Annotated in this window: 9 protein-coding genes; 6 read left to right on the forward strand and 3 right to left on the reverse strand. The window is 72.9% G+C overall.

All coding sequences use genetic code 11. From position 1 onward, the window contains the following. The 5 genes from G401_RS0102730 to G401_RS0102750 all read left to right on the forward strand — a co-directional run bounded on the left by G401_RS0102730 (position 1) and on the right by G401_RS0102750 (position 11,441). Positions 1-1,134, forward strand: a complete 1,134-nt coding sequence (locus G401_RS0102730) for an ATP-binding protein (protein ID WP_027341302.1) — start codon at positions 1-3, stop codon at positions 1,132-1,134. Then, the gene (locus G401_RS0102735) at positions 1,127-4,504 is read left to right on the forward strand and encodes a DUF5682 family protein (protein ID WP_027341303.1); all 3,378 of its coding nucleotides are present in this window, start codon (positions 1,127-1,129) and stop codon (positions 4,502-4,504) included. Before G401_RS0102730 ends, G401_RS0102735 begins: the two co-directional genes overlap by 8 nt. After that, the gene (locus tag G401_RS42985; protein ID WP_051366047.1) at positions 4,501-6,201 is read left to right on the forward strand and encodes a hypothetical protein; all 1,701 of its coding nucleotides are present in this window, start codon (positions 4,501-4,503) and stop codon (positions 6,199-6,201) included. Before G401_RS0102735 ends, G401_RS42985 begins: the two co-directional genes overlap by 4 nt. Before the next feature lie 67 nt (positions 6,202-6,268). Beyond that, positions 6,269-8,797, forward strand: coding sequence for an AMP-binding protein (locus G401_RS42990; RefSeq protein ID WP_051366048.1), 2,529 nt, complete (start codon positions 6,269-6,271; stop codon positions 8,795-8,797). Between the two features lie 85 nt (positions 8,798-8,882). Then, complete coding sequence (locus G401_RS0102750; protein WP_027341304.1) at positions 8,883-11,441, forward strand: P-loop NTPase fold protein; 2,559 nt, start codon at positions 8,883-8,885, stop codon at positions 11,439-11,441. Here the strand turns inward: G401_RS0102750 and G401_RS0102755 are convergent. The 3 genes from G401_RS0102755 to G401_RS0102765 are packed head-to-tail and all read right to left on the reverse strand — an operon-like array spanning position 11,420 to position 16,197. Next, the gene (locus tag G401_RS0102755) at positions 11,420-12,079 is read right to left on the reverse strand and encodes a hypothetical protein (RefSeq protein ID WP_027341305.1); all 660 of its coding nucleotides are present in this window, start codon (positions 12,077-12,079) and stop codon (positions 11,420-11,422) included. The genes G401_RS0102750 and G401_RS0102755 overlap by 22 nt on opposite strands. A 43-nt stretch (positions 12,080-12,122) precedes the next feature. Continuing rightward, positions 12,123-14,939, reverse strand: coding sequence for a tetratricopeptide repeat protein (locus tag G401_RS0102760; RefSeq protein ID WP_027341306.1), 2,817 nt, complete (start codon positions 14,937-14,939; stop codon positions 12,123-12,125). Between the two features lie 10 nt (positions 14,940-14,949). Then, positions 14,950-16,197 carry a CHAT domain-containing protein gene (locus G401_RS0102765; RefSeq protein WP_169734132.1) on the reverse strand — a complete coding sequence of 416 codons (1,248 nt, stop codon included), beginning with the start codon at positions 16,195-16,197 and terminating at the stop codon, positions 14,950-14,952. Positions 16,198-16,284: 87 nt separating this feature from the next. Here G401_RS0102765 and G401_RS52255 point away from each other — a divergent pair, with 87 nt between their 5' ends. Further along, positions 16,285-17,457: a toll/interleukin-1 receptor domain-containing protein gene (locus tag G401_RS52255; protein ID WP_084556748.1), complete on the forward strand. Its 1,173-nt coding sequence runs from the start codon at positions 16,285-16,287 to the stop codon at positions 17,455-17,457. Positions 17,458-17,512 lie beyond the last annotated feature (55 nt).

The following is a 17,512-nucleotide window of genomic DNA, read 5'->3' on the forward strand; positions in this document are numbered from 1 at the left end:
ATGCAGGGAGAGACCGTGACCGCCCGCCAGATCGACCCGCCCGAGTTCCGGTACGCCGACGAGCTGGACTTCCTCGCCGCCGCCGACGAGGGACGGCGCCCGCCCGGCTGGCGGCTGACGCCGCGGGCGGTGGTGACGTTCATCGCCGGTTCGGGCGGCGTGCCGGTCGCCGGGCCGGACGGCAAGCGGGTCGTGGAGCCGAAGTTCGTCGGCGAGCGGGCGCTGGTGGAGCGGTGCGTCGTCACCCTGGCCGGGGAGCGCGGGCTGCTGCTGGTCGGCGAGCCGGGCACGGCCAAGTCGATGCTGTCGGAGCTGCTGTCGGCGGCGATCTGCGGCACGAGCGCACTGGCCGTGCAGGGCACCGCCGGGACCAGCGAGGATCAGCTGCGCTACGGCTGGAACTACGCGCTGCTGCTGGCTCAGGGGCCGTCGGCGGAGTCGCTGACCCCGTCGCCGATCCTGACCGCGATGGCCACCGGCGCGGTGGCCCGGGTCGAGGAGATCACCCGATGCCTGCCGGAGGTCCAGGACGCGCTGGTCTCGCTGCTGTCGGAGCGGCGGATCAGCGTGCCGGAACTGTCCGGACAGGACGGAGCCGTCGCGTACGCGGCGCCCGGGTTCTGCCTCATCGCCACGGCCAACCTGCGCGACCGGGGCGTGTCGGAGATGTCGGCCGCGCTCAAGCGGCGCTTCAATTTCGAGGTGGTGCCGCCGATCGCCGACTTCGACGCCGAGGTCGCGCTGGTCACGCGGCAGGCGAGGGCGGCCGTCGAGCGCGGCGGCGCCCCGTTCGCCGTCGACGACGCGGTGCTGGAGACGCTGGTGACCGCGTTCCGGGATCTGCGTACCGGGCAGAGCGCCGAGGGGTGGGAGGTCGAGCGGCCGTCGTCGGTGATGAGTACCGCCGAGGCCGTCGCCGTCGCCGCTTCGCTGGGGCTGTCGGCGGCGTACCTGCCGGGGCCGGATCCGCTGTCGCTGCTGCCCGGCCACCTGCTCGGCGTGGTACGCAAGGACGATCCGGCCGACGCCGCCCGGCTGCTCGCGTACTGGGACGGGGCGCTGCGGCGGCGGGCCGAGAGCGGCTCGCGGATGTGGCGGCAGCTGTGGGAGCACCGGGACGTGCTGCGTGACTGATCCAAGGGCCCGGGTCGAGGAACTGGCCGGGCACGACCGCGTCCGGCTGATCGGCGTCCGGCACCATTCCCCGGTGCTGGCCGCCGCCGTCGGTCCGCTGCTGGACGCGTACGCCCCGCAGACTCTGCTGGTCGAGCTGCCCGCCGAGATGCAGGACTGGGTACGCTGGCTCGCCGACCCGGGCACGGTCGCGCCGGTCGCCCTGGCCGCCGCCGGGCCGGACGGGCCGCGCGCGTTCTACCCGTTCGCGGACTTCAGCCCGGAGCTCGCCGCCGTGCGGTGGGCGCAGCGGGCGGGCGTCCCGGTGGTGTGCTGCGACCTGCCCCTCGACGATCCGGCGTGGCGGGACCGCGAGCAGGCGGGCGGTGAGGAGCCGGACGGGCCGACGCTGCGCGGGACCGTCCACAAAGGTCTCTCCGGCCGGGCCGGGGACGATCTGTGGGACCGCTGGGTGGAGGCCGCCGCGCCGGGCAGCCCGCCCGAGGCCGTCCGGCGGGCCGCGCTGGCCGCCGGCTGGGCGCTGCGCCACGACGCCGGATCCGCGGTGGATCCGCTGGACCTGCGGCGCGAGGCGTGCATGCGCGGCCACATCGCGGCCGCGTCCGGCCGGATCGCCGTCGTCGTCGGCGCTTTCCACGCCCCCGCGCTGCTCGACGGGCCGACCCTCACCGGGATACCGGCCGGCGGGGCCGTCATCTCGCTCGTCCCGTACACGTTCGACCTGCTCGACGCCCGTTCCGGCTACCCGGCCGGCATCCGCGATCCCCGGTGGCAGCAGGCCGTGCACGCCTGCGGGGCCACCCCGGACGGCGTACGCGCGGCGGCGCACGGGTTCGCCGTCGAGATCGCCCGCGATCTGCGTACGCACGGGCAGCCGGCCGGTCCCGCGGAAGCGGCCGAGGTCGTCCGGCTGGCCGACGATCTGGCCGCCTTGCGGTCGCTGCCCGCCCCGGGCCGCGGCGAACTCGTCGAGGCCCTGCAGACCGTGCTCGCCCAGGGCTCGCCCACCGGGGTCGGCCGCGGCGTCGCCCGTGCCATGCGGACCGTCCTCATCGGACACAAGCGCGGCAGCCTGCCACCGGGCGCCCCCGTCACCGGGCTGCGGCCGGCCGTCGAAGAGCTGCTCGCCGCGCTGAAGCTGCCCGGCCCTGGCGACGCGTACCGGCGGATGCGCCTCGATCCGCTGCGCTCCCCCACCGACCGCGCCCGCGAGGTCGCGATCCAGCGGCTGGCCGCGTGCGGCGCTCCCTACGGCCACGCCGATCAGGGCGGCGGCGAGACCCTGACCACGGCCTGGCGGCTGGAGTGGACGCCCGCCGCCGACGCCGCGCTGGCCGTGGCCGGGCTGCACGGCGTCACCCTCGACCAGGCCGCGGCGGGCATGCTGGCCGCCCGGCGGCGCCGCGAGCGGGACGCCGGCGGCAGCACCGCCGAGCAGGCCCTCGCCGGTCTCGCCACGGCCGCCGCCTGCGGGCTGCCGCGGCTGGTGGACCGGCGCCTCGCCGACGTGCGCCAGGCCGTCTGCCACGCCGGCACCATCGAGCAGATCGTGGCCGCGCTGCACCTGCTGCGCCGCCTCGAACACGGCCTCCTCCCCGGCCTGACCGACTTCCCTTCCGCCGCCCCGGGTGTACGCGCGGACCTGCACGCGGCCGCCGTCGGCGCGGTCGCGGGCCTGGCCGGATCGACCCGGGTCGACGACGCCCGCGCCCTGCGCGACCTCGTCCAGACCGCCGACGAGGCCGGTGCGGTGCTGCGGCTGCGGCACGAGATCGACGCCCTCGCCCGGGCCGGTTCGCCGCTCATGCGCGGGGCGGCGGCGGCCGTCGGGGTCCTGCTCGGCCACGAGGACCCGGCCGTGTTCGGCACCCGGGTGGCGTCCTGGGTGGACCTGCCCGCGAGCGAGGCGACCGACCGGCTGCGGGGGGTGCTGAGCATCGCGGGCTCGCTGCTGCAGGCGGGCGGCGCGCCGCTCGATCCGCTCGTCGAGGCGGTCGACGGCCTGCCCGACGACGAGTTCGTCCGCCGCCTGCCGGCCCTGCGCGGCGGCTTCGACGCGCTCAGCCCGGCCGACCGCGACCGGTTCCTGGCCACGGTGTCCGAACGCCACGGCGACATCGGCGACCGGCTGCCGGCCGACCCGCTCGCGGTGGCCGGCTGGCTCGCCGCGGACCGGGCGGGCCTGGCGGCGCTGACCGCCCTCGGGCTCTCCACCGCACCGGCGGCGCCGCAAGCGGCACCACGTGAACCCGTCGCGCCCCGGGCCACGGGGACGATCACCGCCCAGGAGCGGTGGCGGCTGCTGCTCGGCCGCGAATCCGACAAGCTGAGCGAGGGCCGCCGGCCGCTCGCCACCGCCCTCGACGAGCTGTACGGGGCCGGTCGGGGCGAGGGAGCGTACACGGTGGACGGCGGTGGCGGCGGGCGCGAGCAGGCGTACCCGGACGTCCGGGACTGGCTGGAAGACCTCGAAGCACTGTTCGGCACCGCCGTACGCGACGAGGTCCTCGCCCGGGCCGCCGAGCGCGGCCGGATCGACGCGGTCCTCGCCGCCGATCCCGACCGGGTCCGGCCCTCGGTGGACCTGCTGCACACCGTGCTCTCCCTGGCCGGCGGCCTGCCCGAGGCCCGGCTGGCGAAGCTGCGGCCGCTGGTCGCCCGGCTCGCCGCCGACCTGACCGCCCAGCTGGCCCGGCGGATCCGGCCGGCCCTGACCGGCATCGGCACACCGCGGCCGACCTACCGCCCGACCGGGCGCCTCGACCTCGCCGCGACCCTGCGCCGCAACCTGCACACGGTCCGCACCGGCGCCGACGGCCGCCCCCAGGTGCTCCCCGACCGGCCGGTGTTTCGCAGCCGCGGCCGCCGCAGCGTCGACTGGCAGGTCATCCTGCTCGTCGACGTGTCCGGGTCGATGGAGCAGTCGACGATCTGGGCCGCGCTGACCGCCGCAGTGCTGGCCGGGGTGCCCGCGCTGCGTACGCATTTCGTCACGTTCTCCACCGAGGTCATCGACCTCACCGACCGGGTGGCCGACCCGCTCTCGCTGCTGCTGGAGATCCGCGTCGGCGGCGGTACGCACATCGCGGCCGGCCTGCGCTACGCCCGCCAGATCATGACGGTGCCCAGCCGGACCCTCGTGATCACGATCAGCGACTTCGAGGAGGGCTTCGCCGTCGGTGATCTCCTGGCCGCCACCCGCGCCCTGGCCGACGACGGCGCCACCCTGCTCGGCTGCGCCAGCCTCGACGACCGCGGCCGCCCCCGGTACGCGACCGGCGTCGCCGCCCAGCTGGTCGCCGCGGGTATGCTGGTCGCCGCGCTCAGCCCGACCGAACTGGCCTCGTGGATCGGAGACAAGGTCCGATGAGCCTGCCACCCGTCGCCGCCGGGGTCGCGGCCGACGCCGTCGCCGCACTGCCCGCCCGGCTGCGCGCCCGCCTCGACGCCGCCGTCGAACAGGCTCGCGGGTGGCCGGTCGAGTCCGGCGCAGCCACCGTCGTCGTCCGGCCCGACGAGCAGACGACCGTCACCCTCACCACGCCGGTCGCCGCGGACGCCGACGCGGTGTGCAGCTGCCTGCTGGCGCCGCGCTGCCTGCACCGCGCCGCGGTCCTCAACGCCGCCCCGATCCTCGGCCCCGGACCCGAAACCGCCGACGTCCCCGCCGAGCCCGCGGTCGAGACACCGTCCATGGTGGAGGCGAACGCCGATCAGCGGGACGCGGCACGGGTGCTGCGCTCCGCCGCGGCGGCCCTGCTCACCGCCGGCATCTCCGGCACCGGCGCCGTCGCCCAGGCAGACCTGCTGCGCGCCGTGCACCAGGCCCGCGCCGTCGGCCTGCACGCCGCCGCCTCGGCCGCCGTCGAGGTCGTCGAGCTGGTCCGCGCCGCCCGCCGCGACGATCCCGCCTTCCGGCTCGGCGACGTGACCGACCGCGTACGCGAGCTGCTGGTCGCCTGCCATCGCGTGGCCGGCGGCGACGGCGCTGCGCTCGGCGTGCCGCGACGCGACTACGAACCGGTCGGCGACCTGCGGCTCTACGGGCTCTTCTGCGAGCCGGTGCGGGCGGCGACCGGCCACGCCGGAGCGGCGACCTACCTCGCCGACGCCACCGGCCGCGTCTGGGTGGTGTCCGACGTCAAGCCGGTGGCCGCCGGAGTCACCGTCGCCGGGACGGCCTCCGCGGTGGACCTCGGCGAGGTCCGGCTGAGCCACCACGACCTGTCCCGGGCCGGCTTGCTGGCGGTCAACGCGCACGCCTCCTCGGCCGGACGGCTCAGCCACGGCCGCGCCCGCCAGGCGGTGGCCGCGCCGGGCGCGTCCTGGTCCGATCCGGCCCTGGACGGGCTGTGGCAGGCGCCCGCCGCCGAGCAGGCCGACCGCTGGCTGGCCGCCGCGAGCCTGCCCGTGCACGACCGGCGCGCCGCGGACGACCTGGCCTTCCTCGACGGCCTGGTGGCCGGCGCCGACCGCGGCGGCCTCATCGTCGTCACGACCGACGGCCTCCTGGTCACCGTCGCCGCGCCGCACGAAGACCCCGCCCTGCCCTACGTCGCCAACCTGCGGCAGCTGTCCACCCACGCCACCGGCCATCCCGTACGCCTGATCGGCCGCTTCCTCGGCGCCCGACGCGTCGCCGGGTTGGCGCTGGCCGCACCGTGGCTCCCCGACCGGCACGGCGGCCACCTCGACCTCGGCGCCGCCCGCCTGACCCGGGCGGACCTGCCCGACGCGGCTCCCCTCCCGATCGGGCCGGCCGCACCGGCACCGGTCGCGCCCCTGCACCTCGTCCGCCACCACCTCGAACGGGTCGTCGCCACGGGACGGGCCGCGCTGCTGTCCGGAGTGGACAAAGACGCGTACCGACTGACCGCCGCGCATCTCGGCACCGGCGCGAGCGTCCTGCGCGGGCTGGGAGCGGCCGGCATCCGGCGTACGCGTGACACGTTCGGCCGCCTCGACCCGCACGACGCGGACCTGCTGGCGGAAGCGTGGCTGGGCGCGGCGGTGTACGAGCAGGCGGCGACGCGAGAAGTCATCCGCTCGACGTGGCAGACGAGATAGCGGCAGACGGGATAGGGCTGGTACCCGGCGGTCTCCGGCCGCCGACCGAGTCCTCTATCATCGCCCGATGCCGGACGCCTCTGAACGTGCCCTCGTCCCCTTCGTACGGGACCTGGAGATGTTCGGCGACCGGCCGGCCCTGATCACCGAAACAGACACCGTCAGCTATCAGGATCTGGCCGCCCGCGCGTACGCGGTCGCGGCGCGACTCGGTCCCGTCCGGCGGCTCGTCGCCGTCACCGGGGGGAACACCGTCGACGCGATCGCCACCTATCTCGGTGCGCTGCACGGCGGCCACACGGTGCTGCTGCTGGGTGGCGACTCGGAAGCCATCGTCGACCGGTACGACCCGGACGTGCTCGCCGGCCCGGACGGGAACTGGCGGCTCGACGTACGCCGGCCCGGATCGGCGCACACCCTGCATCCTGATCTGGCGCTGCTGCTGAGTACCTCCGGTTCGACCGGCTCGCCGAAGCTGGTCCGGCTCTCCCACGACAATCTCCAGTCGAACGCGACTGCGATCGCCGCGTACCTGGGCATCGGCCTGGGTGACCGGGCGGCGACCAGCCTGCCGATGCACTACTGCTACGGACTGTCGGTGATCCACAGCCATCTGCTGGCCGGCGCCGGGATCATCCTCACCGACCTGTCGGTGAGCGAGCACCGGTTCTGGGACCTCTTCCGGCAGGCCCACGGGACGGCGTTCGCCGGTGTGCCCTACACCTTCGACCTGCTCGACCAGATCGGGTTCGCCGACCTCGACCTGCCGGACCTGCGCTACGTCACCCAGGCCGGCGGCCGCCTCGCCCCCGACCGGGTGACCCGCTACGCGGAACTCGGTCGCGCACACGGCTGGGACCTCGTGGTCATGTACGGGCAGACCGAGGCGACGGCGCGGATGGCGTACCTGCCGCCGCGGCTCGCGGCCACCCGTCCGGAGGCGATCGGGATCCCGGTGCCCGGCGGCTCCTTCCGCATCGACGTCGACCCCGAGGACGGTCTCGGCGAACTCGTCTACCAGGGCCCGAACGTCATGCTCGGGTACGCCGAGAGCCCCGCCGACCTGGCGCTGGGCCGCGAGGTCGACGAGTTGCGTACCGGCGACCTGGCCCGGCTCGCCGACGACGGCCTGTACGAGATCGTCGGGCGGCGCAGCCGCTTCCTGAAGCTGTTCGGCCTCCGGATCGACCTTTCCCAGGTCGAGGACTTCGTCCGGCGTACAGGAGTGGATGCTGCCTGTGCGGGCACGGACGACCACCTCGTCGTCGCGGTCGCCGGACGACCGGGCGCCGACGATCTGACCCGCCTGCTCACCACGCAGTTCAAACTGCCTGCTCACGCGCTGAGCGTGCACGTGCTCGACGAGCTTCCCCGGCTGGCGACCGGAAAGATCGATTACACCGCCGTCGTGGACCTGGCCGTCCGGCAGGGTGCTCGCAGCGACGGCGCCACCGACGTCGTGACCGCGGTCTGCGACCTGTACGCCGACATGCTCCGCCGACCGGTGCGCCGCACCGACACGTTCAGCGGGCTCGGCGGCGACTCGCTGTCGTTCGTGCAGACGTCGATCAGGCTGGAACGGCTGATCGGCCGCCTGCCGCAGGACTGGCAGCACGCCACGATCCAGGATCTCGCCGAGGCGCCCAGACCGGCGTCGCGCCGGCGCGCCACGATCGAGGTCAGCGTGGCCCTGCGCGCGGCCGCGATCGTCGCCGTCGTCCTCGTGCACTCCAAGGTCCTGATGGCGGTCGGCGGCGCGCATCTGATGCTCGGCATCGCCGGCTTCAACCTCGCCCGGTTCCAGCTGGACGACGCACCGGCCCTGCAGCGCGTACGCCGGGTGCTGTCCAGCCTGACGCGCATCGTCCTGCCGATGATCGTGTGGGTCGCCCTGATCATCGTGACCGTCGGCGACTACTCGCCGATCAACCTCTATCTCGGCTACTACCTCACCGGAGCGGTGAACGCGCATCACGAGGCGCAGCTGTGGTTCATCGAGGTGATCGTGTTCTACACGCTCGGCGCGCTGCTCCTCGTGACGAACCCGTGGGGATACCGCCTGGAACGACGCTTTCGGTTCGCCCTGCCGATGGTCCTGGTCGGGCTGGGCCTGCTCACCCGCTACGACCTCGTCCCCGGCATGACCGCCAGCCCGTGGGTGTCCAGCCAGGTCACGCCGCTGATGGTCATCTGGATCTTCGCGCTCGGCTGGGCGACCGCCCGGGCGGACAAGATCTGGCAGAAGCTGCTGCTGACGGCGATCATCCTGGTCACGATGGCGGACTACTTCATGTACCCGATGCAGCAGGAGATCGTGACCGCCGGGCTGCTCCTGCTGGTGTGGGTCCGGACGCTGCCGAGCTTCCCGCTGCTCAACAAGGTCCTGGGTACGCTGGCCGCGAGTTCGCTGCTCATCTACGTCACCCACTACCAGGTGTTCCCGCGGTTCGCCTGGATCGCGCAGCCGAACATCATCGGAGTCGTGATCTCGCTGCTGTTCGGCGTGGGCTGCGCCGCGCTCGTCCAGCGGCTGCCGTCACCCGCGCGGCTGTTCTCGCGTACGCGGGCCGCGAAGCCGGAATGGGCGCAGATGTAGGGGCGCTGCTCGGCTTCGCAGTCGACATCGCGACCGTCCACACTCGCCGCATTCCTCTACGCTGAGTGCCGCAGATCCGACGCCGATGGAGGTCTTCGTGGCGGTCGCGTCACCCGGTCCCGACGAGCTTCCGCCTGGCCCGCACAGGGACCTCGTCGAGGCGATCCATGCGCTCTACGACTTGGCGGGCAAGCCCAGCGCGCGGGTGATCAGCCTCGCCATCCGGAAGGACGGCACGCTGGGCGAAGCCGCCTCGCACGAGACCATCTCCGCTCTCCTGCGGGGAACGTCCTTCCCATCATGGCGACGGGGAGAGTCCATCGTCATCGTTCTGAACAGGATGTGCCAGCGACCCGAGGACGAGAGCCGGCTGCTTCCGCGGTTCCAGGCGCTGTGGCTTCGGGCCGAGTCCACCCGCTCCGCGGCCCAACAGGCACCTTCGCCGTTCTCGTCCGGGCCGGTCGGCGGCATGTATCAGGGCGCCCCCGCGCCGCCCGTCCCGGGGGACGCGCCGTTCTCTTCCGCGCCGCGTACGCTCGCTGTTCCGGCATACGACGCGGACCAGGTCGACGACGGGCCACAGGACGATCTCATCGGCATCGCCGTCGAGGTCGACGCCTTCGCCCACCTCCTGGCCGCCCGCCAGCTCACCCCGCCCCTGGCCGTGGGCCTGTTCGGCGAATGGGGCTCCGGAAAATCCTTCTTCATGCGTACGCTGCGGGCGCGTATCGACGCACTGACCCGGACTGCCCGCCAGCAGCCGCAACAGCAGTCGATCCATCCGCGGATCGCGCAGATCGAGTTCAACGCCTGGCACTACGTCGAGGGCAACCTCTGGGCCAGCCTGGTCGCCCACATCTTCGACAATCTGCGTACCTCGCCGGAGGAGCACACCGCGGAGCTGCGGCGGCGCCGGGCGACGGTGGCCGCGGAACTGGCGAGTACGCAGGAGGTCCAGGAGCGGACGGCGGTCCGCCTGACGGCGCTGGCGCAGCAGATCGAGGGCGCGGAGCTGGCGCTCGCCGAACTGCACGAGGCGCAGGAGAAGAAGCTCACCGAGCTGAAGGATCTGCGGCTGCGAACGGTGGCGCAGGCGATCGTGATCCCGGCAGGCGAGGCGAAGAGCATCCAGAACAGCCTCGACGAGATCGGGGTGACCGCGGTCGGCACGAAGGCCGAGGAGCTGGCCGCGGCCGTGGAACGAGCCCGCGACCTGGTACGCCGTGGCGGCGCGACCGGTGGCGTCTTCCTGCGACGCGGCTGGCGGTGGACCCTGCTGGTCGGCGTCGCCGTGCTGGCCGCGCCGGTGATGAGCATCGTGCTGAGCCACCTCGACCTGACCGGGACGACCAGAGCGGCCGGTACGGTCGCCGCGTTCCTCGCCGCCGCGGCGGCCGTCCTGAATCGCGGGGTCGGCTGGAGCGCGCAGATGCTGGACCGGCTCGACCGGGCCGATCAGAGCCTGCGGGCCCGGCTGTTCACCGCCGAGGCCCTCCACGCGGCACGGATCGACGCCGTCAAGTCCGAACTGGACGGACTGCGGGTGGAGGAGAACGCCCTGCGCAGGACGCAGGAGGACGCTGAGCACGCGGCGGCGCGCATCCGGGAGAAGCTCGCCCAGCTGACCCCGGCCCGGATGCTCGCGCAGTTCGTCAGCGAACGCGGCGACACCGACGACTACCGCAAGCTGCTCGGGCTGACAGCGCTGGTCCGGCGCGATTTCGACCAGTTGAGCCGCCTCGTCACCGAGTACAACACCGCCGGCGACGCCCAGGAGACCGGCCTCGACTTCAACCGGATCGTCCTCTACATCGACGACCTCGACCGGTGTCCGGCACCTCGGGTGGTCGAGGTGCTGCACGCCATCCACCTGCTGCTGTCGTTCCCGATCTTCGTCGTGGTCGTGGCGGTCGACGGGCGCTGGCTGGGCCGCTCGCTGGACCTCGAACACCCCGAGATGTTCGGTGTCGCCGGCCCGGGCGCCCTCCACGGCCCGTCGGCGACCAGCCAGGACTACCTGGAGAAGATCTTCCAGATACCGTTCTGGGTGCCTCGGCTGGACGTGGCGGCCCGCCGGCGGCTGATCATGGGGCTGGCCGACGTCGATCCCGAGTCGCTGTCCACGACAACCGTGCTGCCGGTGCAGACGCCGGCCGACCTCGACGACGACGAGACCGACGAGGACGAGCCCTACCTGGAGATCAGCAGCCTGGAGATCGACGCCGCCGACCTGAGCGCCATCGACAGCCTGACCCCGCTGCTCGGCGACTCACCGCGGGCGATCAAGCGTTTCCTCAACGTGTTCCGCCTCGTCAAGGGCATCGCGCTGGGCGGCACCCGCCCGATCGACAGCGTCGAGGAGCGGTATCGCGTACTGCTGCTGCTGGCCGTGGTCACCGGGATGCCGGAAGCCGCGGCGGTCCTCCTGCCGGCCATGTCGAAAATGGGCGAGGAGTCGCTGCCGGAACTCGTGAACATGCTCTACCGCGACATCAAGGATCCGGTCGTCCTCCGCGATCTCGAACAGCTCATCGACTGGCTGGTGACCACACCGGTTCCCGCGGAAACGCTGGACCTGGTGGCGCTGCGGCCCTGGATCCCGACGATCGCCCGGTACTCGTTCTACGCACCGGTGGGCAGCTGACGACGGCCGTGCCGGCCGGCTGGAGTCGCGGTCGGATGCAGCAGGGGGCGGTAGCCTGCGGCCAGTGCCCCCACGGAAGCCGGCGGGGTCAGCACCTCGACCAGCCCGGCGGGTGGACGAACCGGCGGCCCGTAGCCGGCGAAGGCCCAGGGCCGTAGTCCGCCGTCCAGCACCAGGGCCGGAGCGCCTTCGTAGTCGACCATCGTCCCGTCCGGCAATGCGTCCACAGTCGACGGCCAGGTGCGCTGCCGACGCGTACGCGAGTCCACCCGGGACGCATGCAGCACAGTGTCCATCTCCGTCGCCCGCGGCCGCTCGGCCAGACCGGAGTGGGCCTGCCACGCGGTCGCGTACGCGAGATAGGCGCCACGCCGGCAGTACGCGCAGGGCCGGTGCCCGGCGGCCAGGGCCGTCGCCTCGTCCAGGAAGAACAGCGCGGTCCACCGACCGGGCGGCATCGGCGCCCGCTGCACGCCCTTCCAGTCCAGCACGCAGCAGATCCACAGCTTGGACCGCCATCGCGACGCGCCCAGCGTCAGGCCGGAGCCGTGCAGGCAGCCGCGGTTGCCCATGAGCAGGCCGCGGCCCCGGTCGGCGACGATCTCGCCGTACGGCGTGACCCGGTTCTGCAGCGGCATCCGTCCAGGCTAATCGGGCCCACCGACAATCCGCCGCCGATGCCTAGCGGTGGTTGAGGCCGGCTGCGACCCGCTGTAGTCGGGCGGCGAGCTCCGGCGCGCGGTGGGCGAGAGCTTCGAGATCAGGCCGGGTGTCGAGCGCGTGCTGCCAAATCACCGCGCGGCCGAGGTCGAGCAGTTCGGTCGCGGCCGTGACCTTCCCGGCATTCAGGCTCCAGGCGGCGGCGTCCGTCGCAAGCCCTTCGAACAGGTGGATGTGAGTCTCGACCGATCCGCGGTCGAGACCGTGCCAGGAGGCGACCGGCAGGAGGCGGGTCGCCTCGGCGAGACTCGCGGCGGCCGGCTGCGTAAGGCCGTGTTCTGCTGCCAGCTCACCTCGGAGGCTGGCCGCTTGCAGCCGCTGCACCGCCGGCGCGGTCGTCACCCTGACGGCTGCGGCCAGGATCGCCAGTGCTTGATCGAGGGTGCCCACGCCGGCGTCGTGCGACATGGCCAGCAGGCGGGCAAGGTTGATCGAGTACACGGTGCGGTCGGGATGCTCCTTGCCGACGGTGTCGAGGGCCAGGGCGCAGTGGCGCAGGCCCTCCTCGAGGTCCGGCAGCCACCTGGTGATCGAGTAACGGTCGGCGAGGGTGAAGCCGAGGTTGGACAGGAGGGCCGGCTGGTCGTGAAAGCCCGGCGTCGCGCAGGCTACGGCCGCGCGCGCCGCGTCGACGGCCTCATCGATGTCGGCGGGCTGCTGCCCTTCGACGGCGCGCAGCCGCAGTGCACTGGCGAGGTTGGTCCACTGACCGCACAGGTCGGAACTGCCGGGTGGGGTCGCGGCGAGGGCCGCCCGTGCGGCGGTCACCGCCTCGTCGAGGTCCGTCGGGTCTCCGAATCGCTGGTAGCGGCTCTGCAGGGCGGCGCCGAGCGCCGTCTGGCACATGGCCTGCACGATGGCCGTATCCGCGACGGCGTGGATCCCTGCCCGTGCGACCGCGACGGCCTGGTCGATGTCCGGGGTCGCGCCGCGGCTTTCGAACCGTGCCCGCAGCACCGTGCTGAGGTTGCCCAGGCGCCGGGCGCGGGATGGATCGTCCACATCGGTGGCTGCCACCGATGTGCGCGCGGCTTGTACCGCGTCGTCCAGGTCCACGGGATCGCCCGTGGCTTCGTGGCGCAGCGACAGGAACGCGGCGAGGTTCGACTGGTACAGCGCACCCGCACGGCCGGCGGCCGACTGCGCCAGGGCTCTGGCGTGGGTGACGGCCTCGTCGAGGACCCCGGGATCCCCGCCGTGCAGGTACCAGCTTTGCAAAGCCGCCGCCAGGTTGTTGCTGAAGGCGGCTGCGCCGGCGCCCGCGGGATCGACTCGGGCGGCGGCCCCGCGGGCGGCTTCGATCGCCTCGCTCAGGTCGTCGAGGTTCGCCGTCAGCTCGAATCGGGCGTGCAGCGCCAAGCCGAGATGTGACTGTGCCAGCGGGCGGTCGGCATGATCCGGCGCGAAGGTCGCCACGGCCTCCCGGCCGACGCTGATGGCTTCGTCCAGGTCTTCAGGGCTGCGGGTCGCCTCATGGCGGGCATGCAGGACGCTGCCCAGGGTGGAAAGGAACGCTGCCCGGTCCGGCCGGCCGTTTCCGGTGAGGGCTACGGCCCGTCGGGAGAAGTGAAGTGCTTCGTCGAGTTCGGCGACATCGCGGCTCCGAGCGAAGCGAAGCTGCAGGATGTCGGCGAGGTTGGACAGGCTGGTACCCAGGTCGGCAGGGGTCGCCGCCTCGGTCGCCGCTCGTGCGGCCAGGGTCGCCGCATCGAGGTCGGCCAGGTCGCCGAGGCTTTCGTAGCGCGTACTGAGGCTGGACGCGAGGCTGGTCAGGCTGGCCGCGGAGACCTGACCCGCCGCCGTGTCGAGTTGGACGGCGTCCTCTCCGCACTGGACGGCCTCGGCGAGGTCGTCGAGGCTGCCGGTGTGCTGGTATCGCACGCGTAACGCCTCGCCGAGCGCGACCGACAACGTCCCGCGATCCTCCGGGTCGGGCGCACCGGCGAGGCCGGCCCGGGCATGGCCCACGGCGGCCTCGATGTCGGCGGCGTCGGTCCGCAGGAGGAAGCGCGTCAGTTGGGCGTTGCTGGCGTTGGCCCGGATCACCGCGTACGCGATGGAATCGGTGTCGCCGCCGGGAGCCGAGACGGCTTCATTCAGGGTGGCGACCGCGGCATCGAGGTCTGCGGGGTCGCCGGCGAGGTCGAACCGCGCCAGGAGAGTCGTGCCGAGATTGGACAGCAGAAGTGCGCGATCCGGGGCGTCGGCGGGGGCGAGGCTGACCGCGTCGCGCGCGAGCGTAGCCGCCTCCATGGCGTCATCGGGGTTTCCGGTGTGCAGGAACCGTTCCCGGAGAAGGGCCGAGAGGCTGCTCAGATGACGAGGCCGCTGGGGGTCGTCCGCGGGCGTCGCGACGGCGCGCAGGTGGTCGACGGCTTGGTCGAGGGCGGCCAGGTCGCCGGAGCCGCTGTACTCCTCGTATCCGGTGATCTCCGGTTGCTCGACGGTGTCCAGGGCACCGCGCAGTTCCGCGGGCAGCAGCGTCTCGTCGACGTCGCGCAGGGGCATGAACAACGCGATGCTGATCTGCAGCTCACGCTCGCGGTCGGCCGGGTCGACGACGTCGGAGCGCAACCAGTACAGCCAGGCCACCGCGAGCACGGCCTCCGCGTCGAGAACGTCCCCGCCTTCGTCCGGGTCCCATCCCACCGTCGCCAGCAGCCGGGTCGCGTCGACGGCCGCATCCCCGTCCAGGAGGAGCCCAGGATGCCTGCTCCGTGCGTACTGCTCGACCCGCTGTTCGATCTGGAGGAGGAGTTGGTCGCGCTGCTCGGTCACGCCCGCCCTCTCAGGGACCGTTGTGTGTGAACGGAAGCCAGTCGCTCATGCGGGCACCGCTGTCGCGGAGCGTACGCACGGCATCGTGCAGCGCGAACGGCGCCCGATCCGGGCGGAACGTTCCATCGGCGCACAATTGCGGGTACACCGCCTCGGTGACCTGCGCGGCCACGACGGAGTGCACTCGCCACAGGGTGGCTATTACATGCCGGTAGCCCGCGTAGTTGAGCGCCGCGGCCAGGCTGATCGACTCGTCGGGCAGGTTGACGCCGCCCGTTGCGGTCATGCACGCCGCGAGGAACACGAACTCGCCGGAGCGTCGGCCTGAGTTGATCCGCGGGATGGTCAAGGTGCCGTCGGCGAGCATCAGCCCCGCCCGGGAAGGATCGTAGACGTCCTGGTAGCCGTGGCAGCTGACATGCGCCCATCGGTGGTCGGCCAGGGCCGTCTCCACGGCGGCCATGGTGGCGTCGGCACCCTCGAGAACGGTGACCCCGGCGGGAAACGCGGCCGTGACGGCCGCCCGCTCCCGGGCCGCGTCGGCGGCGAACTGCACCTGGTCGAGCGTCTCGGGCACCCCGACGAACACCAGACCCGGGTGGCGCGGAGGCTGCGGCGCCGAGGGTCTCCTGGACTCGCGGAGAGCACGCAACGTGGGCGTGTACGACGATACGGCTCGGTCCAGGACCGTCCGGTCATCTCCGGCACCGTGGTAGCCCGCTCCGTGCAGGGGCAGGAGCGTCAACTTGCCCGTCGGACACCACCACAGCCGGGGAGGATCCGCCCCTGCCGCAGGCGGGCCGCCGATGCCGAGATCGGCGAGCACCGGCTGGGCCACGGTGTCCCACAACCATTCCATGGTCGCGCGCAGCACCTGCTCGCGTGCGTGCCGACGGGCCGCGCGGGTCTCGAGCCGCCGGCTGAACGACTGGTCGGGAGCCGGTGCCGCGTCCTGTAGCGCCTGAAGGTAGGCCGCGGTGCGGGTGGTCACGTCGGCGGCGGTGAGACCGGGCAGCCGCACGGAGCGGACGCCCGCCGTGGTCACGACCAGCGCGTCGCACCGCCACCTGCTCACGTTGACGATGACGACCGGTCCTTCGGCGGCAGCCTCCCGCAGTGTCGCCAGCGGCGGAGGTTCGAGGAAGTCCTCGAACCCGTCGAGCCTTCGGACCTGCTCGACAAGGCCGTCCCACTCGCGTGCCAGGGCCATGCGACGGTCGGTGTCGCGGGACACGGCTCGCTGACGCGGATCGGTCACGGGCCACCCCTCTTGATCAGATTGGCACCGGCCTGTCCGAACGGTACGCTGCCGCACCGGCGGCGCCCATCCCCTGAAGGAGCGGCAATGGAACCCTACGATGAATCCGGCCTGGTAGGGCAAGTGCCGCTGTTCCTGACCGATCCCGCCCGGGCCGTGGACAACGCGCCGGACGACATCCCCATTGGAATGATTCGCCTGCGCGGATGGCAGTTGCATCGACTGCCGCCGCTGGGGTCCGATTTCGGACATCAGGTCGGCTATCTCGTTCGGACGAACTGCGAGTTCGAAGTCGCCGCGGGCGTACCGGCCCCGGAGTGGGCCGAACTCGAGTTCACCTTTCCCGAGGACGTCACCGTTCTCGACGTGCTGCCGCGCAGCGTGATGCAGCCGGAGCAAGGACGGGCCTACCGGGTCAACCGCCTCCTCAACTTCGTGCCACGCGACGGTGCCGACCCCGGCGGGTGGGACGGCGATACCGTGGCGTCGGATGTCGCGCTGCCTGCGATGTCGCCGCAGGTCGACTGTTTCGGTGTCGGCAGCCGGTTCGTTCGCTGGCGTTACACCGGTACGCCGTCGGCCGAACTGCCGGTGGGCAGCAAGACCGGCTGGTTCGTGCTGCTGGCTGCACCGGACCGGGAGATGCTGCCGGTCCTGGCGTCCGGGCGGTACCAGCTCGACCTGGATCCGGAGCTGGATCTCGTGCCGGCGAGCCGCCGCGACGCGTTCACCGTCCGGCTCCCGGGCCCGGCAGCGGCCGATCCGTCGCACCTCGGCACGGTCGTACGGGCTGAGCGGCCTCGCGTCTTCCTGTCCTACTCGCAGGATCCGCCCGAGCACCAGGCCGACGTCATCAGGCTGTGGAAGCTGCTGGAGAGCTGCGGTGTCGACGTCGAGATCGACCAGGAGGGCCTCGACAGCCGGCGCATCTGGACCGACTGGACGACCACGCAGATCCTGCGCGCCGACTTCACCGTGGTGATGGCGTCACCGGCGTACCTCGCCGCCAGCGAGGATCGGCTGCCGCCCGGCCGCAACCGCGGCGTGCGCTCGGAATACCTGCGCCTCGCCGACCTCATGCACCGGGACATGCCCCGCTGGACGCGAAAGATCCTGCCGGTCGTGCTGCCCGGGCGGTCGATCGACGAGATCCCGCTCATCTTTCTGCCGGGCACCGCCGACCACTACATCATCGACGACATCACGCCGGAGGGCGCGGCGAACCTGCTGGAGGTCATTTTCCACGGCCGGGCGAGGTGACCCCGATCACCTGGTCTCGCTCGAAGGCCGACGCGGGGCGGCAGCCTGCCGGTCA

This window comes from Hamadaea tsunoensis DSM 44101 (assembly GCF_000428945.1).
GTDB lineage: Bacteria > Actinomycetota > Actinomycetes > Mycobacteriales > Micromonosporaceae > Hamadaea > Hamadaea tsunoensis.